Genomic DNA, 18,104 nt, shown 5'->3' with positions numbered 1-18,104 from the left:
ATCAACGGCGATGGAACAGCAGAACAGGCTGATTTTCACTTATTTACCCAACTTTGCGCTTACTCAAAGGGCGGTGGAGCCAGCACTTCACGGTTACCGTTATGACCCTGTTCGCTCACAATACCCTGAGCTTCCATTTGCTCAATGATACGCGCGGCGCGGTTATAGCCGATGCGGAACTGCCGCTGTACCCCAGAAATGGAGGCTTTACGTTTTTCCGTCACAAAGTTAACCGCCTGATCGAACAGCGGATCGAGCTCTTCACCGCCTTCGTAGCCACCGCCGCCACCTTCGCTTTCGCTATCGGAGGTGATGCCTTCGACATACTGCGGACGCCCGCGAGCCTTCCAGTCCTGCACCACAGCGTGAACTTCTTCATCACGCACAAAAGCGCCGTGCACGCGCACAGGGATAGTCGAGTTAGGCGCGGAGTAGAGCATATCCCCCATTCCGAGCAGAGACTCTGCTCCCCCCTGGTCAAGAATAGTACGCGAGTCAATTTTACTTGATACGGTAAAGGCGATACGCGTTGGAATATTGGCTTTGATAAGGCCGGTAATAACGTCCACCGATGGTCGCTGGGTTGCCAGCACCAGGTGGATGCCTGCGGCGCGCGCTTTCTGCGCCAGACGCGCAATCAGCTCTTCCACTTTCTTGCCGACGGTCATCATCAGGTCGGCAAACTCATCAACCAGCACAACGATGTAAGGCTCTTTTTTCAGTACCGGATGCGTCGCATCCATGCTGTCGCCGGGCTTCCAGTAAGGATCCGGGATTGGCCGACCCATACGCGCGGCTTCAGCAATCTTCTCGTTGTAACCCGCAAGATTACGCACGCCCAGCGCCGACATCAGTTTATACCGACGCTCCATTTCATTTACGCTCCAGCGCAAAGCGTTGGCCGCGTCTTTCATATCCGTCACAACTTCCGTCAACAGATGCGGTATTCCCTCATAGACCGACAGCTCGAGCATTTTCGGGTCAATCATGATGAATTTCACATCTTCCGGCTGCGCTTTGTAGAGCATGCTGAGGATCATGGCGTTGACCCCGACGGACTTACCGGAACCGGTAGTACCCGCCACCAGCAGGTGCGGCATCTTCGCTAGATCGGCGGTAACAGGTTCACCAGCGATATCCTTGCCGAGAACCACGGTCAGCGGTGATGGATTATCGCGGAATTTCGCGTTATCCAGCACTTCGCGCAGGTACACGGTTTGACGCTTTTTATTCGGCAGTTCCAGACCAACGTACGGTTTACCCGGAATAACCTCCACCACACGAACCGCGGCGGTGGACAGAGAACGGGCCAGGTCTCGCGACAGGTTGGAAATCCGCGCCGCTTTGACGCCTGGAGCCAGATTAAGCTCAAAGCGAGTGATGACCGGGCCTGGCGAGTAGTTCACCACATCTGCCTTAATGCGGAAGTCGGCGAGACGAGCCTCAACCAGACGCGCCATCTGCTCAAGCGCAAAAGTGTCTATCGGCTCAACTTCAGCCGGTGGCGGCGTAAGCAGATCAAGAGACGGTAAAAGCGTAGTCGGTTTCTGTAACGGGCGACTGTCTCCATTACGCATCAACAGCGGGTGAATAAGGCTTTCCGGCTGCGCGATTGGCTGCTGCGGAACATGCCCCTGCGGAGCCTGCTGTTGCGGATAGCCGCCAGGAATGTGCTGAGCTTGTGACGGCATCTGCGAATGCTGGATCGCCTGCTGTTGCGCATTTTGCGGCTGCTGAGACATCTGCTGATGCGCGCTTGGCTGATGATGTACGGGCTGAGAATGCTGTGGCGGCTGCTGATACTGCGGTGCAGGCTGCGGCACTTCCGGCATCGGCGTGAAGACAGGCTCGCTCGGCGTATCATCAACTAACGCTTTCATCGGCGAGAATTCGTAATCAGCGGCAGAGAACGGATGCGATCCTGGCGGTTGCTCGCTGGCGTAGCGCTGCTGTTGAGAAGCGGCAAACTGGCGGGCAAGCTCTGCTTCAGCGGCAGAATCCTCATCCTCGTTATCCACTTCCGTCGCGTAACTCTCACCATAACGCTCATTCTGCGCAGCCGCGAACTGACGCGCCAGCTCGTCCTGCTCAAGCTCTGCAACTTCCTCATCCGTCAGCGAATCATCAGCATAATGCTGATGTTCGGCCTGACGCGCACGTTCTTCAGCCAACCGCTGCGAAGGCAGCTTAATGCCATAGGAGGCCAGCTCACGGCGCGTGGGTACCCGAACACGATTTGGACGCGGTAGTTTTGGGCCAATGCCCTCTTTCACCTGGACACGAGGGCCGCCGGAAGCCGGACTAAACAACGGCGCAGCGCTGGATGCCGCTGATACCGTCGAGGCCGCCGCTGCGGTTGCGGAGGAGGCCCCCGTAGCCTGATGAACTCCGGAAGCCAGCGTGCTCACTGTGGCAATATCAACTGACGGTGACGGCGGAGGCGAAATCGGTTTGGTGGCAACCGGACTGACCGGCTCTGGAATCGGTTGATACCATGCAGCAAGCTGCTCGCGTTCGCGCGCGCGTTTCTCTTCCACTTCTTCGAAGTAGTACATCGGCGGACGCTGAGGCTTCACTTCCTCTTGCACAGGTTCAGGCTCGACGACTGACACCGGTGCGTAAGGTTCAGGCTGCGGTACCGGATTGTGCTCCGGCTGATGCTGGTAAGCCGGCTCTGGCTGATAGCCCGGCTGCTGGACCGGAGCCTGCTCAGGCTGATACGCATGATGCGGCTGGTAAGCCGGTTCTGGCTGATAGCCCGGCTGCTGGACCGGAGCCTGCTCAGGCTGATACGCGTGCTGCGGCTGGTAAGCCGGCTCTGGCTGATAGCCCGGCTGCGGGACCGGAGCCTGCTCAGGCTGATACGCATGCTGCGGCTGGTAAGCCGGTTCTGACTGATAGCCCGGCTGCTGGACCGGAGCCTGCTCAGGCTGATACGCATGCTGCAGCTGGTAAGCCGGTTCTGGCTGATAGCCCGGCTGCTGGACCGGAGCCTGCTCAGGCTGATACGCATGCTGCGGCTGGTAAGCCGGTTCTGGCTGATATCCCGGCTGCTGGACCGGCATCTGCTGAGCCTGAAAAGCGTGCTGCGGCTGGTTAGCAAGGTCCGGATGATAGACGGGCTGAGCCTCATATCCCGGCTGTGGTTCGGACCATGCTTGCGGTGCGCCGGTATCCTGAGCGGCTAAAGCCACCGGTTCGGCAATGCTATGACCATTCAACAAAGGATCGTAGGGGTCAAAATCACCCGGGCGTGCCGCACTGGTTCCGGAGAAAAGAACATCATCAGCATTCGCCGGACGCGCTGCGCTGGAGCCGGAAAAAAGGACATCGTCAGCAGCAACAGGCGCCCCACCGGCGCTGTATTGAACTTCTTCGGCATCATCCATCCGCTTACCGGAGAACAACGCGGCATCAGTTTTACGTCCCATCGGGTTAGAAAACTTCTCGGCCAGCCGCTGGCGGCGGGCTAAGGCGCTGCGTAAAATCCGCGCGCGACGCGAGCCTTGCGGTTTCGGCGATTCATCATCTTCATATTCGTCTTCATCATCTTCATACTCCTCTTCATCAACCCACGTATCGTCACGACGAGTACGGTTACTGGCGAAGGTGAGAACAGACAGAATCATGCCGCCGAGTTTTTCTGCGATGCTAACCCAGGACCAGCCGGTAAACAGCGTCAGTCCTGCCGCCCAGATGCACAAGAGCGCGATGGTCCCGCCGCTACTGTGCAGCAGCGGTTGTAGGGTCGTGCTCAGCAGGCTGCCAATCACTCCGCCGGAGGCGAAGTACCAGATATCGTCAGCATTGATAGCGGCCAGCCCACAGGAAGTAAGAATGAGCGCCAGCGCGCCGATCAAACGCAGCGAGACGGCGAAATAATCAATGTACTCGTCATTTTCCTGATGACGCCAGGCAAACCAACAGCCGCCGATAATGATGATCGGGATGGTATAGGCCATTACGCCAAAGATGAAAAATAGCGTGTCGGCAAGCCAGGCGCCTGGCGTCCCGCCGATGTTGTGAATCGGCTCATGCCACGCCGTTTGCGACCAGCTAGGATCCGAGGGATTAAAGCTGAGTAAGGCCGCCATCAACCAGATGGCAAAAAGAGAGCAAAGAATGAGTAACGCCTCAAGGAGCCGGCGCCCACTACTAAGCTTTGTAAATTTGACTTCTTTGTCTTCGGTGTATTCCTGGCTCAAGAAAGGCTCTCCAGGTATCAGGCTGTTTCCTGCCTTCGGCTAAAACGGACAACAGTGCCGGGTCTCCCCGGCACTGTTGCTGTATGGATTAACAGGAGTGTAATCAAACTACTTCGATTTTGCACCTGTTCCGTGTTAGCGCGTCTTGATTACCAGACGATTACTTTGCTTAACTTCTTCCATTACCACGTAGGTACGGGTGTCGTTTACGCCCGGCAGGCGCAGCAAGGTCTCGCCCAGTAACTTACGATACGCTGACATATCCGGTACGCGGGTTTTCAACAGGTAGTCGAAATCCCCGGAAACCAGATGACACTCTTGAATTTCTTCAAGTTTTTGCACAGCGGAGTTAAATTGCTCAAACACATCCGGCGCGCCACGATTCAGAGTAATCTCAACAAATACCAGAAGTGATGCATCCAGATAATGCGGATTGAGCAGCGCTGTATAGCCCTGAATAAAACCCTGCCTTTCCAGTCGACGCACGCGCTCAAGGCAAGGCGTCGGAGAAAGTCCTACCCGTTTAGAAAGCTCGACGTTGGAAATACGCCCGTCTTTTTGCAATTCATTCAAAATATTACGATCAATGCGGTCGAGATCTTTGCCAGGGCGCTTCTTGCTATCTACCATTATTATTGTCTCTCTGTATTCCTTCCCTACTCCTGTTCCGACTCTGAGCCTTCACTGTCAGAGTCCATCCTGTTGCTACCCGTACGACAATGGGTAACCCAGGGGTACGTGAGAAGCCCGTTGCCTGACGGCAGTTACCGACATCACGCATGGCGTCTGTCCACACCATGCGTAGATTTCGCTAACCCGGATAAAAATGGCATTTGCGTGCATGAAAATTCGCCACACGCGAAACACTGCTTTTCTTCTTCCATGAATGTTTTCGCAAAAGCACAGGGGATTGTCAAAGCAAAACATCGATTTTTAGTACAAGATGCCAGATATTCATTATCCTCACCCGTTGATTCTCATGTTTTCCTCTTATAATTGTCCTGCTGACAGTAGAATTAGTTATATTGTTCGTTCGTTAAATCGCCAATTAATCGGCAGCTTCTATTGCACATATCGTTAACAAAACTGCCCTGCTCTTTTTTTACGACAACAAATTCCCTACAATCCAGCCCATGTATGCCAATAAATTACGAGGATCTCATGGGCACGGCCAAACACAGTAAACTGCTTATTCTTGGTTCTGGACCTGCGGGATATACCGCTGCGGTCTACGCAGCGCGTGCAAATCTGCAGCCGGTATTGATTACCGGTATGGAAAAGGGGGGTCAGCTGACCACCACCACTGAAGTGGAAAACTGGCCAGGCGATCCTAACGATCTGACCGGTCCGTTATTGATGGAGCGCATGCACGAACATGCCACCAAGTTTGATACTGAAATTATTTTCGACCATATCAACAGCGTGGACCTGCAAAATCGTCCCTTCCGTCTGTCAGGCGACAGCGCTGAATACACCTGCGATGCCCTGATCATTGCCACCGGTGCGTCAGCGCGTTATCTGGGATTACCATCGGAAGAGGCATTTAAAGGCCGCGGCGTTTCGGCCTGCGCAACCTGCGACGGATTCTTCTATCGTAACCAGAAAGTGGCCGTGATCGGCGGCGGCAATACTGCCGTAGAAGAGGCGCTGTATCTGTCCAACATCGCTTCCGAAGTGCATCTGATCCACCGTCGTGACGGTTTCCGTGCGGAAAAAATCCTCATAAAGCGTCTGATGGACAAAGTGGAAAGCGGCAATATCGTACTGCATACCAACCGTACGCTGGAAGAAGTGACCGGTGACCAGATGGGCGTGAGCGGCTTGCGTCTGCGCGATACGCAAAATGCTGACAACGTTGAATCTCTGGAAGTCGCGGGGCTTTTCGTTGCTATCGGCCACAGCCCGAATACGGCAATTTTTGCCGGCCAGCTGGAGCTGGAAAACGGCTACATTAAGGTCCAGTCCGGCATCCACGGCAACGCCACCCAGACCAGCATTCCGGGCGTTTTTGCCGCAGGTGACGTGATGGATCACATTTACCGTCAGGCGATTACCTCCGCTGGTACCGGCTGTATGGCTGCGCTGGACGCTGAACGTTATCTGGATGGTTTAGCCGACGCTTGCAAATAATCTTTACAAGTCAGTAACAAAGGTAAATAAGGCGACGAAAAGTCGCCTTTATTTTTACCTCGTTGTACCATTGCCGTGCCCACAAAAACTCATAACTACACCTGCTAAGCGCGCAATGAATAAAACCCGTCAACAAGAGTTAACCCGTTGGTTAAAAGATCAAAGCATTATCTCCCGTCGCTGGTTGATGATTTCCCGCGCCCTCGGCGTCGTTAGCGGCCTGTTAATCGTTGCTCAGGCATGGTTCCTGGCGCGAATCCTCCATCGCATGATTATGGAAAATATTCCCGCGACGGCGCTGCTGCTGCCCTTTACGTTACTGGTGCTGGTCTTTGTACTTCGCGCCTGGGTAACCTGGCTGCGTGAAAGGGTCGGTTTTCAGGCGGGTCAGCATATCCGCCTTGAGATCCGCCGTCAGGTTCTGGATCGCTTACAGCAGGCGGGACCCGCATGGATACAGGGGAAACCCGCCGGTAGCTGGGCAACGCTGATCCTTGAGCAGATCGACGATATGCACGACTACTATGCTCGTTATCGGCCGCAAATGACGCTGGCCGCCTGCGTACCCTTGCTGATTGTTATCACTATCTTCCCATCTAACTGGGCGGCAGCGCTTATTCTGCTGGGTACTGCGCCGCTAATTCCGCTATTTATGGCGCTGGTGGGAATGGGAGCGGCAGATGCCAACCGACGTAACTTTCTCGCACTGGCGCGTTTGAGCGGCCATTTCCTCGATCGTCTGCGAGGCATGGAAACCCTGAGAATCTTCCATCGTGGTCAAGCAGAAACGGAAAACATCCGCGAAGCCTCTCAGGATTTCCGCCAGCGGACAATGGAAGTACTGCGCCTGGCGTTTCTCTCCTCAGGCGTACTGGAGTTTTTTACTTCGCTGTCTATTGCACTGGTCGCCGTTTACTTTGGTTTCTCCTATCTGGGAGAGCTCAACTTTGGCCATTACGGGGTTGGCGTGACGTTGATGTCCGGATTCCTCGCACTGATTCTGGCCCCTGAGTTTTTCCAGCCGCTGCGCGATCTTGGCACCTTTTATCATGCTAAAGCGCAGGCTATCGGCGCGGCTGACAGTCTGAAGACCTTTATGGAAACGCCTCTGGCCCAGTCTGAGCGGGGAGAAAAGGTATTAAGCGACAATGACATGATAAGCCTTGAAGCTCGCGATCTGCTGATCAAATCCCCTGAGGGTAAAGTGCTGGCCGGGCCGCTGAATTTTTCCTTACACGCCGGCGAACGAGTGGTACTGGTAGGGCAAAGCGGCTCGGGCAAAAGCTCGCTACTGAATACGTTAACCGGTTTTCTTCCCTATGACGGCTCTCTCAAGGTAAACGCCGTTGAGTTAAAGAGCCTGGATACCGACCGCTGGCGTCGTCTTCTGAGCTGGGTTGGGCAAAATCCGCAGCTGCCTGCGGCGACGCTGCGCGAAAACGTTCTGCTCGCATGCCCTGACGCCACTGACGCTCAGCTGCAGCTTGCTCTGGACAAAGCCTGGGTTAGTGAATTCCTTTCTCTTCTGCCGCAAGGTATTGACACACCGGTTGGCGATCAGGCGGGCCGCCTGTCTGTCGGGCAGGCTCAGCGTGTCGCCGTCGCGCGGGCACTGTTGGTCCCCTGTCGTCTGCTGCTGCTGGACGAGCCAGCCGCCAGCCTGGATGCCCACAGCGAACAGCGAGTGATGCAGGCGCTGACTAATGCATCAACGCAGCAAACTACGTTAATGGTTACCCACCAGCTGGAAGGTCTTGCTGACTGGGATGCAATTTGGGTTATGCAGGATGGTCAGATTGTTGAGCAAGGAAGTTATTCGCAGCTGGCAGCCGCAAGCGGCCCCTTCGCGACCCTGCTCGCCCATCGTCAGGAGGAGATTTAAATGCACGCATTATGGCCTTACCTGGCGCTGTACAAACGGCACAAATGGCTGTTGTTGCTCGGTATCGTACTGGCAATCGTTACGCTACTGGCCAGCATTGGCTTACTCACGCTCTCCGGCTGGTTCCTCTCAGCATCCGCCGTCGTTGGCGTCGCGGGTATCTACAGCTTCAACTATATGCTGCCTGCCGCCGGGGTGCGCGGCGCGGCGATTATTCGTACTGCTGGCCGCTACTTTGAGCGTCTGGTTAGCCATGACGCTACCTTCCGCGTCCTTCAGCACCTGCGCGTTTTTACCTTCAGTAAGCTGCTACCGCTATCCCCTGCCGGACTGGCTCGCTTTCGTCAAGGTGAGTTGCTCAACCGGGTTGTTGCTGATGTCGACACCCTGGATCATCTCTACCTACGCGTAATATCACCGCTGGTAGGGGCCCTTGTGGTGATCCTCGTTGTCACCTTAGGCCTGAGCGTGCTGGACGTCACTCTGGCCCTGACCCTCGGCGGCATTATGCTGTTCACTCTGCTGGTGCTGCCGCCGCTGTTCTATCGCGCCGGTAAACCCGCAGGGGAAAACATGACCCAGCTGCGCGGGCAGTATCGCCAGCAGCTGACCTCATGGCTTCAGGGGCAGGCAGAACTTATGCTATTCAATGCCAGCGATCGCTACCGGCAGCAGATGGAAAAAACAGAACTTCGCTGGCTGGATGCACAGCGCCGCCAGGCTGAACTCACCGCTCTTTCTCAGGCATTAATGCTGCTGATTGGCGGTATTGCGATTATCGCCATGCTGTGGCTCGCCTCTGCGGACGTTGGCGGTAACACTCAGCCTGGAGCCCTGATTGCTCTGTTTGTGTTCTGCGCGTTAGCGGCGTTCGAAGCGCTCGCACCGGTCACTGGCGCATTTCAGCATCTGGGGCAAGTTATCGCTTCAGCAACACGTATTACGCAAATTACTGAACAAGAGCCGGAGGTGACCTTTACTCAGGGTGAAGGCCAGAATCTGGAACGGGTATCGTTAAGCCTCAGTCAGGTCACGTTTAGCTATCCGCAACAGCCCTCCCCCGCGCTTGAAAAAGTCTCATTGCAGGTTAAAGCCGGAGAGCATATCGCTATTCTGGGACGGACTGGCTGCGGCAAATCAACCCTGTTACAGCTGCTGACCCGCGCCTGGGATCCGGATCGCGGGGAAATCCTACTCAATAATCAGCCGCTGACGCAGCTTAATGAGGCGACGCTGCGTCGGGCGATGAGCGTCGTACCGCAGCGCGTGCATCTGTTCAGCGCCACGCTGCGTGATAACCTGCTGCTGGCCTCTCCTTCTGCCAGCGATGCCCGGCTTGCAGAAGCGCTGGAGCGCGTTGGTTTAGCAAAACTACTGGAAGATAGCGGCCTGAATAGCTGGCTGGGAGAAGGGGGCCGTCAGCTCTCCGGCGGTGAGCTACGCAGGTTGGCTATCGCCCGCGCCCTGCTTCATGACGCGCCGCTCATGTTGCTTGATGAGCCTACCGAAGGCCTTGATGCGACAACCGAAAGCCAAATACTTGATCTACTTGCGGAAGTGATGCGTGAAAAAACCGTGCTGATGGTGACTCACCGTCTGCGCGGACTCGCGCGCTTTAATCAGATAATTGTCATGGACAACGGGAAGATTATTGAGCAAGGTAGTCACGCAGAACTGCTGGCTGAACAAGGGCGATACTACCAGTTTAAGCAGCGCCTGTAGGCTACTATTGAATCATTGCCTGATGCGTTGAGGTAAAAATGCGGCTGGTTCAGCTCTCACATCATTCCATCGCCTTCCCCTCCCCGGAAGGCGCTTTACGCGAACCAAATGGCCTGTTAGCGCTGGGCGGAGATCTTAGCCCGGCGCGGTTACTGATGGCCTATCAGCGCGGTATCTTTCCGTGGTTTTCGCCCGGCGACCCCATTTTATGGTGGTCACCCGATCCAAGGGCGGTTCTGTGGCCGGAAAAATTTCATCTCAGCCGCAGCATGAAGCGCTTTCACCTGCGCTCTCCTTATCGCGTCACGTTGAATCACGCCTTCGGTCAGGTTATCGAAGGCTGCGCCGATCATCGCGATGAGGGGACATGGATAACGCCGGGCATCGTACAGGCTTATCACCAGTTACATGAACTGGGTCACGCTCATTCTGTTGAAGTGTGGCAGGGGGATAGATTAGTCGGCGGTATGTACGGCGTCGCGCAGGGCGCCCTGTTTTGCGGTGAGTCGATGTTCAGCCGTGCCGAAAACGCGTCCAAAACCGCACTGCTGGTGTTTAGTCAGGCATTTTCGCAGGATGGTGGAAAATTAATCGACTGTCAGGTGCTAAATAAACATACGGCTTCTCTCGGCGCTGTCGAAATACCTCGCCGCGATTACCTCGACTATCTCTCTGTGCTGCGAACCTACCGTTTGCCAGAACGATTCTGGGTACCAAGGGCACTATTTGCCGGTGAAGCATAAATGTTTTCAGCACATTTTTTGTCAGGATGTTATAATTGCGCGGTAGAGTAGCTTCTGCCCGTTGCCCCGCCGCCGTTTGGGAATAATAAGAGTCAGATAACGCCCATCGTTCTGTCACTCCCCCTTTACGTTTGCGCCTGTCACCCGGTTTATCCGCGTGAATTCCGGGTAATGCGCCAAAACTACTTCGGCGATTTGACGTAAAACTTTACATACTTGCTGAACTTCGGCATTATCTTGCCGGTTCAAAACTACGGTAGTGATACCCCAGAGGACTAGATGGCCAAAGAAGACAATATTGAAATGCAGGGCACCGTACTTGATACGTTGCCTAACACTATGTTCCGCGTAGAACTGGAAAACGGTCACGTGGTAACTGCGCATATTTCCGGTAAAATGCGTAAAAACTACATCCGCATTCTGACGGGCGACAAAGTGACTGTTGAGCTGACCCCGTACGACCTGAGCAAAGGCCGCATTGTCTTCCGTAGTCGCTGATCGTTTTCGCGCTTAAAGCGCCAGATGCTGAAGGCCGGGATAATTCCCGGTCTTTTCATTTCTTTTATTCTTTCGCCCTTTCCTTCTTTAGCTTTGACGACCGTTTCTCTGTGCTTATAAAGCAATGTTCGGCTTGTCTTAGCGTGAAAGGATACTCAAATGAGCGCCCTGCAACTTATTTAAGCCGACAATATTCGGCCTCTATATACACTTCCCTTTCTGGTGTTTCTAAGCTGCCTGTACGGCAGTGAACTGGACGAACTATACCCTACCATATTGTTATTATTGAAATTAATCAACAAATCCCCTCTTTAACCTTAATCTGTCGTCGGTTATTACCTTCTTTTAAAATCAATGAGTTAATCCCGCGCAAAAAAAAGGGTTCAGAGCACTGGCGTAAAAAAACCGGCCCTGAGGCCGGTTTTTGCATTTATCACAACCGATTTAGTGTGCCGCTTCCGGCTTGTGCTTCTGCGCGCTCTGGAAGTCGTAGGTGAGCGCGTTTTTCTCTTTATCTAGCTCAACGGTAACCTGACCGCCGTCAACCAGTGAACCAAACAGCAGCTCGTTGGCCAGCGGTTTTTTCAGGTTATCCTGAATCACCCTCGCCATCGGACGTGCGCCCATGGCCCGGTCGTAGCCTTTCTCTGCCAGCCAATCGCGAGCTTCCTGGCTAACTTCCAAAGACACGCCTTTCTGATCCAGCTGGACCTGCAGCTCGACGATAAATTTATCCACCACCTGATGGATAACCGTCGTAGACAGGTGATCGAACCAGATAATGTTATCGAGACGGTTACGGAATTCCGGCGTAAAGATCTTTTTGATCTCATCCATCGCATCCGGACTGTTGTCCTGATGAATAAGGCCAATCGATTTACGCTCGGTTTCACGCACCCCGGCGTTAGTCGTCATTACCAGCACCACGTTGCGGAAATCCGCTTTGCGGCCGTTATTATCGGTCAGCGTCCCGTTATCCATTACCTGCAGCAACAGGTTAAAGACGTCCGGGTGCGCTTTTTCAATTTCATCCAGCAGCAGCACAGCGTGCGGATGCTTGATAACCGCATCGGTCAGCAGCCCGCCCTGATCGAAACCAACGTAGCCCGGAGGCGCACCGATTAAACGGCTGACGGTATGACGTTCCATATATTCGGACATATCAAAGCGCAGCAGCTCAATGCCAAGCGACTTCGCCAGCTGCACGGTAACCTCAGTTTTACCCACCCCGGTAGGTCCGGCGAACAGGAAAGAGCCCACAGGTTTGTGCTCATGGCCCAGCCCGGCGCGCGCCATCTTGATCGCTTCGGTTAATGCCTCTATCGCCTTATCCTGGCCAAAGACCAGCATTTTCAGGCGATCGCCGAGGTTTTTCAGCGTATCGCGATCGCTGCGGGAAACGCTCTTCTCAGGAATACGCGCAATCCTCGCCACCACGGACTCAATATCCGCCACGTTAACCGTTTTCTTGCGTTTGCTCACCGGCATCAAGCGCGCACGCGCTCCGGCTTCGTCAATGACGTCAATCGCCTTATCCGGCAAATGACGATCGTTGATGTATTTCACCGCCAGCTCCACCGCCGCACGTACTGCTTTCGCGGTGTAACGCACGTCGTGGTGCGCTTCGTACTTAGGTTTAAGGCCGTTGATAATCTGCACCGTCTCTTCTACTGAAGGTTCGGTGATATCAATTTTCTGGAAACGACGGGCCAGGGCACGATCTTTTTCAAAGATGTTGCTGAACTCCTGATAAGTCGTCGAACCAATCACCCGAATTTTACCGCTGGAGAGCAGCGGTTTAATCAGGTTAGCGGCATCAACCTGCCCACCGGAAGCGGCGCCAGCGCCGATGATAGTATGAATTTCATCAATGAACAGAATACTGTTGGTATCCTGCTCCAGCTGCTTGAGCAACGCTTTGAAACGTTTTTCAAAATCGCCGCGATATTTGGTGCCTGCCAGCAACGAACCAATATCCAGTGAATAAATAGTGCAATCGGCCATGACTTCCGGCACGTCGCCCTGCACAATACGCCAGGCAAGACCCTCGGCAATGGCGGTTTTACCGACGCCAGATTCCCCCACCAGCAGCGGGTTATTTTTACGGCGACGGCACAGAACCTGAATAGCACGTTCCAGCTCTTTTTCGCGGCCGATCAGCGGATCGATTCCGCCTACGCGGGCAAGCTGGTTGAGGTTGGTGGTGAAGTTTTCCATACGATCCTCCCCGCCTGCTTGCTCTTCACTGCTGCCAGGCTGGCTTCCGCTATTATCGGAAGACTGGCTCGGCTCGTCTTTACGCGTACCGTGAGAGATGAAGTTAACGACATCAAGTCGACTGACTTCATGTTTACGCAGCAGGTATGCCGCCTGCGATTCTTGTTCGCTAAAAATCGCGACCAGAACGTTGGCTCCGGTGACTTCACTGCGGCCGGAAGACTGGACGTGGAAAACGGCACGTTGCAGCACGCGCTGAAAGCTCAGCGTTGGCTGAGTATCGCGGTCTTCTTCCGTTGTAGGCAGTACGGGTGTGGTCTGTTCGATGAAGGCTTCGAGTTCCTGACGCAGCGCAACCAGGTCCACTGAACACGCTTCAAGCGCTTCGCGGGCCGAAGGGTTGCTAAGCAGCGCCAGCAACAAGTGCTCGACGGTCATGAACTCATGACGGTGCTCGCGCGCTCTGGCGAAAGCCATGTTTAAACTGAGTTCCAGTTCTTGATTGAGCATAGGCACCTCCCCCAAGTTTATTGCCTGTATTCAGGCTTTTTCTAGCGTACACAACAACGGATGTTCGTTCTCCCTCGCGTATTGGTTCACCATCGATACTTTGGTTTCAGCAACTTCGGCGGTAAAAACCCCACAAATCGCTTTACCTTGATAGTGAACCGTCAGCATCAGTTGCGTTGCACGTTCAACATCATAAGAAAAGAATTTTTGTAACACGTCAATAACAAACTCCATTGGAGTGTAGTCATCATTGACTAATATCACTTTATACATAGATGGCGGTTTAAGCGCATCTTTAACTTCGTCCTCTACTAGCTGATCGAAGTCCAACCAGTCTCTCTTACTCATCGTCAGTGTTCATCATCGGTTGCTGTTGCCAACAGGCGGTGGCCTGTCGATGACCAGAGGCTATGCACATCACAAATCTACAATAGATCATAGATAATTATCATCTATTACTTCCATCCGCGACACCTGTCACATTCCCCGGCAATAGCGTTAACTGCTTCAAATTTTGACGCATTTTTCACCGTCCCTCATCGTCAATTGCTTGACGCATTTCCTGATTTCTCTAAATTGTAGTGGCGAGAGTTGGCGAGCAATTGAACAACTCGTCACTCCACTACCGGTTCATTCCATCTTACTTATAAGATTTACGAAGGATGTCGAAGTATGGAAATGGGTACTGTTAAGTGGTTCAACAATGCCAAAGGGTTCGGTTTTATTTGCCCTGAGGGCGGCGGCGAAGACATTTTCGCCCATTACTCCACCATCCAGATGGATGGTTACAGAACGCTAAAAGCCGGACAAGCGGTTCGGTTTGATGTTCACCAGGGGCCAAAAGGTAATCACGCCAGCGTGATTGTCCCTGTTGAAGCTGAAGAAACAGAAACAGCCGCATAACTCTTTTGCTTCATTGTGTACATCCCGCCTGCAAAATGCCAGTCCTTCTGACTGGCATTTTTTTATCACTACTCGCGCGCCAGCGCGTCAACAGGGTCCAGACGAGCCGCATTGCGCGCCGGTAGCCAGCCGAACAGAACCCCGGTCAGCGTGGAACATAAAAAAGCGGTCAACAGCGCCAGCGGTGAAAAACCGATTTCCCAGCCGGGTAAAAACAACTGCAGGACAAAGGCAATCAGCAGCGAAAGCGTCACGCCCAGCGCTCCGCCGACCAGACAAACTAACACCGCCTCGATCAAAAACTGCTGCAATACATCGCTCGCTCGCGCCCCGACCGCCATCCGGATACCAATTTCCCGCGTACGCTCCGTAACGGAGACCAGCATAATATTCATCACACCGATTCCCCCGACCACCAGCGCAATCACCGCCACCAGAGTCAGAAACAGCTGTAGTGTATGTGTGGTCCGTTCCGCCGTTTTCAAGATGCTGTCCATATTCCAGGTAAATACATCTTTCTTACCGTGGCGCAGCTCCAGTAAACGTAACAGCTGCTGTTCAGCCACCGCGCTGTCATAGCCTTCGTTCACGCGGACGGTGATTGAATTCAGCCAGGACTGTCCCATCACCCGACCGGCCATGGTGGTATAGGGTAACCAGACGCGCAGGATTTTGCTGCTGCCGAACATCGACTGTTTTTCATCCGCCACGCCAATCACTTTTGCCGGCATATTGCCGACCAGAATGATCTCACCCACTACCTTCGCTTTGTGCGGAAATAGCTGTCGGCGCGCGTTGCTATCGAGCACCACAACCTGCGCACGGCTATTTAGCTGGAGCTCATTAAAGGTGTTTCCTTCGCTGAAGGTCATACCATAGACGTTAAAATACTGCGCTCCCACGCCCTCGGCGCTGGCGGCAACGTCAATATTGTCCGCCCGCAGACGCAGGCTTTTTGATACCGCCGGGGTCGCCGAGCTGACCCAGGGCTGTTTCTGAATAGCCAACAGGTCATCGTACTTCAGAGACTGCTGATAGCGGGGATCGTCATCGCCGAAATCCTTGCCGGGATAAACATCAATAGTATTGGTACCGATAGCGCGAATATCGGCCAGCACCATCTGCTTCGCGGCATCGCCCACCACCACAATCGACACCACCGAAGCGATGCCGATAATAATCCCGAGCATCGTCAGCAGCGTACGCATTTTATTCGCCGCCATCGCGCGCCAGGCCATGATCAGCGCTTCGCGAAAGCCGCTGCTGAACTGACGCCACGCCGACGGTTCGGCCGCCGTGCGCTGGCGCAGTACGCCGCCTTGCGCCGGACTCAGCGCGGGCGGATTACGCACGATTTCACCGTCGTGTATCTCAATCACCCGCTCCGCCTGGGCCGCCACCTGCGGGTCATGGGTGACGATAATCACCGTATGCCCCTGCGCTTTTAGCTGGTGAAGGATCCCCATGACCTCTTCGCCGGAGCGGCTGTCCAGCGCACCGGTTGGCTCATCCGCCAGAATCACTTCCCCGCCGTTCATCAGGGCGCGGGCGATACTCACCCGCTGCTGCTGGCCGCCGGAGAGCTGCGAAGGCTGATATTCAGCTCTGTCGCCCAGCCCCAGCCGAACCAGCAGCTCATGGGCCCGGGCCAGGCGCGCTTTGCGCTCGGCGCCGGCATAAACCGCAGGAACTTCGACGTTCTGCGCCGCGGTCAGATGTGAGAGCAGATGGTAACGCTGGAAAATAAAACCGAAGTGTTCCCGACGCAGTCGCGCCAGCTCATCGCCGTTCAGATGAGCCACGTCCGTTCCCGCGACCCGATAGGTGCCGCTGGTGGGTTTATCGAGACAGCCGAGAATATTCATCAGCGTGGATTTACCGGAACCTGAAGCCCCGACGATAGCCACCATCTCACCGGCGGCAATACTCAACGTAATGCCCTTCAGCACATCAACATGACCATCGCCGGAAGGGTAGCTGCGACGAATATCATGTAGTTCCAGTAGCGCCGTCATTTCGCCGCTCCGGCCGCACCTTCGCCGATAATCACTTCATCACCCTCTTCCAGCCCTTTCACCACCGCTACATCGGTATCGTTACGGGCACCGATAACGATTTCACGTTCTTTAACTTCGCCGGTCCGCAGTAAACGTACGCGATAGCGGTTATCGCCGATGGCTTCTCCCAATGCGCTAAGCGGAATAGTAATTATATTTTTCACTTCAGAGAGCTGAATATGCACCTGAGCGGTCATTTCCAGACGCAGGATGCCCTCAGGGTTCGGCACCTCGAAACGCGCGTAGTAAAAGATAGCGTCGTTGACCTTTTCGGGAGTCGGAAGAATATCCTTCAGCGTCCCTTCATAGCGCGTTAGCGGATCGCCCAGTACGGTAAACCAGGCTTTTTGTCCCGGCTTCAGATGAATCACGTCCGCTTCTGAAACCTGAGCCTTCACCAGCATGGTGCTGAGATCCGCGAGGGTCAAAATATTAGGCGCCTGTTGGGCGGCAATCACCGTCTGGCCCTGAAGGGTAGTGATTTGCGTCACTTCTCCGGACATAGGCGCCAGAATTTTGGTGTAATCAAGGTTAGTTTTGGCGGTATCGAGAGTAGCCTGATTTCGTTTGACCTGGGCTTCAATTGTGCCAATTTGCGCCTCTTTTACCGCTAAGTCGGTTGCGGCGGTATCCAGGTCCTGACGAGATACCAACTGGCGCTGCGCCAGCTGCTGCTGACGGGCTAAGGTTGCCGCCGATAGCTTACGCTCAGCTTGAGCCTGGTTCAGCTGCGCCCGCAGTTCCATTAGCGTTGCTTCAACTTCTTTGATCTGGTTTTCCGCCTGTTCAGGATCGATAACCCCCAACAGCTGATCTTTTTTCACTTTGTCGCCAATCTCAACGCGCAGCGTTTTGAGCTGCCCGCTGACCTGCGCCCCTACGTCCACTTTTTTTAACGCATCCAGTTTACCGGTCGCCAGCACGCTCTGCTGCAGGTCACCTTTACGCACAACCAGCGTCTGATACTGCGGTAGCGGCACATTCAGGATCCGCCATCCCCAAACGGCAAGAGCCAGCACGACAATCGCCAGCAGCCACCATACTTTCCTGCGCTTTCCATTTAATTTCATAAAAATTCCTGATGTTTTAACCCGCAGAGCCCGCGACAATTCTATCTAAATGCCGCGATAGAATAACTCTCATTTTTAGCCGTACTTAATTTTTGTTTAACCGAATTTGAGCGTTGTCGCTGATGAAGGCGTGCCGGGATAACTTTCCCGGCAGGGAGAGGCTGAGG

General features: G+C 54.3%; 12 protein-coding genes. 6 read left to right on the top strand and 6 right to left on the bottom strand.

The window, feature by feature from the left end:
• Positions 1 to 59 precede the first annotated feature (59 nt).
• Together ftsK and lrp are read right to left on the bottom strand one after the other, a co-directional pair.
• Positions 60 to 4,205, bottom strand: a complete 4,146-nt coding sequence (gene ftsK / locus GJ746_RS09005; RefSeq protein ID WP_154679888.1) for a DNA translocase FtsK — start codon at positions 4,203 to 4,205, stop codon at positions 60 to 62.
• Between the two features lie 135 nt (positions 4,206 to 4,340).
• Positions 4,341 to 4,835: a leucine-responsive transcriptional regulator Lrp gene (gene lrp / locus GJ746_RS09000; RefSeq protein ID WP_002439523.1), complete on the bottom strand. Its 495-nt coding sequence runs from the start codon at positions 4,833 to 4,835 to the stop codon at positions 4,341 to 4,343.
• A 531-nt stretch (positions 4,836 to 5,366) separates the two neighbouring features.
• Here lrp and trxB point away from each other — a divergent pair.
• The 5 genes from trxB to infA all read left to right on the top strand — a co-directional run bounded on the left by trxB (position 5,367) and on the right by infA (position 11,180).
• Positions 5,367 to 6,335, top strand: a complete 969-nt coding sequence (gene trxB, locus GJ746_RS08995) for a thioredoxin-disulfide reductase (RefSeq protein ID WP_195908815.1) — start codon at positions 5,367 to 5,369, stop codon at positions 6,333 to 6,335.
• Positions 6,336 to 6,450: 115 nt separating this feature from the next.
• The gene (cydD, locus tag GJ746_RS08990) at positions 6,451 to 8,217 is read left to right on the top strand and encodes a heme ABC transporter permease/ATP-binding protein CydD (protein WP_154679886.1); all 1,767 of its coding nucleotides are present in this window, start codon (positions 6,451 to 6,453) and stop codon (positions 8,215 to 8,217) included.
• Positions 8,218 to 9,939 (top strand): heme ABC transporter ATP-binding protein/permease CydC, encoded by a 1,722-nt coding sequence (gene cydC / locus GJ746_RS08985; RefSeq protein ID WP_154679885.1) that lies wholly within the window; start codon positions 8,218 to 8,220, stop codon positions 9,937 to 9,939.
• Positions 9,940 to 9,977: 38 nt separating this feature from the next.
• Positions 9,978 to 10,682 (top strand): leucyl/phenylalanyl-tRNA--protein transferase, encoded by a 705-nt coding sequence (aat, locus tag GJ746_RS08980; RefSeq protein ID WP_154679884.1) that lies wholly within the window; start codon positions 9,978 to 9,980, stop codon positions 10,680 to 10,682.
• Positions 10,683 to 10,961: 279 nt separating this feature from the next.
• Positions 10,962 to 11,180, top strand: coding sequence for a translation initiation factor IF-1 (gene infA / locus GJ746_RS08975; RefSeq protein WP_002211347.1), 219 nt, complete (start codon positions 10,962 to 10,964; stop codon positions 11,178 to 11,180).
• Positions 11,181 to 11,624: 444 nt separating this feature from the next.
• On the opposite strand, the gene clpA is transcribed toward infA, so the two are convergent.
• Both clpA and clpS read right to left on the bottom strand, forming a co-directional pair.
• Positions 11,625 to 13,907 (bottom strand): ATP-dependent Clp protease ATP-binding subunit ClpA, encoded by a 2,283-nt coding sequence (clpA, locus tag GJ746_RS08970; protein ID WP_154679883.1) that lies wholly within the window; start codon positions 13,905 to 13,907, stop codon positions 11,625 to 11,627.
• A 30-nt stretch (positions 13,908 to 13,937) separates the two neighbouring features.
• Positions 13,938 to 14,255 carry an ATP-dependent Clp protease adapter ClpS gene (gene clpS, locus GJ746_RS08965; protein WP_004130898.1) on the bottom strand — a complete coding sequence of 106 codons (318 nt, stop codon included), beginning with the start codon at positions 14,253 to 14,255 and terminating at the stop codon, positions 13,938 to 13,940.
• Positions 14,256 to 14,579: 324 nt separating this feature from the next.
• Between clpS and cspD the strand changes: the two genes are divergently transcribed.
• Positions 14,580 to 14,810, top strand: a complete 231-nt coding sequence (cspD, locus tag GJ746_RS08960; RefSeq protein WP_004100627.1) for a cold shock-like protein CspD — start codon at positions 14,580 to 14,582, stop codon at positions 14,808 to 14,810.
• A gap of 68 nt (positions 14,811 to 14,878) precedes the next feature.
• Here cspD and macB read toward each other — a convergent pair whose 3' ends face one another.
• Both macB and macA read right to left on the bottom strand, forming a co-directional pair.
• Positions 14,879 to 16,825 (bottom strand): macrolide ABC transporter ATP-binding protein/permease MacB, encoded by a 1,947-nt coding sequence (gene macB / locus GJ746_RS08955; protein WP_154679882.1) that lies wholly within the window; start codon positions 16,823 to 16,825, stop codon positions 14,879 to 14,881.
• A complete protein-coding gene (gene macA / locus GJ746_RS08950; protein WP_154679881.1) occupies positions 16,822 to 17,937 on the bottom strand; it encodes a macrolide transporter subunit MacA in 1,116 nt (371 codons plus the stop codon). Before macA ends, macB begins: the two co-directional genes overlap by 4 nt.
• Positions 17,938 to 18,104 lie beyond the last annotated feature (167 nt).

Source organism: Klebsiella oxytoca (assembly GCF_009707385.1).
In the GTDB taxonomy this organism is placed as follows: domain Bacteria; phylum Pseudomonadota; class Gammaproteobacteria; order Enterobacterales; family Enterobacteriaceae; genus Klebsiella; species Klebsiella oxytoca_C.
This window is presented reverse-complemented; position numbering and strand designations above follow the sequence as displayed.

Excerpts from the sequence above, each read along its gene's own strand:
- lrp (WP_002439523.1), bottom strand. The coding sequence starts at position 4,835 with ATGGTAGATAGCAAGAAGCGCCCTGGCAAAGATCTCGACCGCATTGAT.
- trxB (WP_195908815.1), top strand. The coding sequence starts at position 5,367 with ATGGGCACGGCCAAACACAGTAAACTGCTTATTCTTGGTTCTGGACCT.
- cydD (WP_154679886.1), top strand. The coding sequence starts at position 6,451 with ATGAATAAAACCCGTCAACAAGAGTTAACCCGTTGGTTAAAAGATCAA.
- cydC (WP_154679885.1), top strand. The coding sequence starts at position 8,218 with ATGCACGCATTATGGCCTTACCTGGCGCTGTACAAACGGCACAAATGG.
- aat (WP_154679884.1), top strand. The coding sequence starts at position 9,978 with ATGCGGCTGGTTCAGCTCTCACATCATTCCATCGCCTTCCCCTCCCCG.
- infA (WP_002211347.1), top strand. The coding sequence starts at position 10,962 with ATGGCCAAAGAAGACAATATTGAAATGCAGGGCACCGTACTTGATACG.
- clpA (WP_154679883.1), bottom strand. The coding sequence starts at position 13,907 with ATGCTCAATCAAGAACTGGAACTCAGTTTAAACATGGCTTTCGCCAGA.
- clpS (WP_004130898.1), bottom strand. The coding sequence starts at position 14,255 with ATGAGTAAGAGAGACTGGTTGGACTTCGATCAGCTAGTAGAGGACGAA.
- cspD (WP_004100627.1), top strand. The coding sequence starts at position 14,580 with ATGGAAATGGGTACTGTTAAGTGGTTCAACAATGCCAAAGGGTTCGGT.
- macB (WP_154679882.1), bottom strand. The coding sequence starts at position 16,825 with ATGACGGCGCTACTGGAACTACATGATATTCGTCGCAGCTACCCTTCC.
- macA (WP_154679881.1), bottom strand. The coding sequence starts at position 17,937 with ATGAAATTAAATGGAAAGCGCAGGAAAGTATGGTGGCTGCTGGCGATT.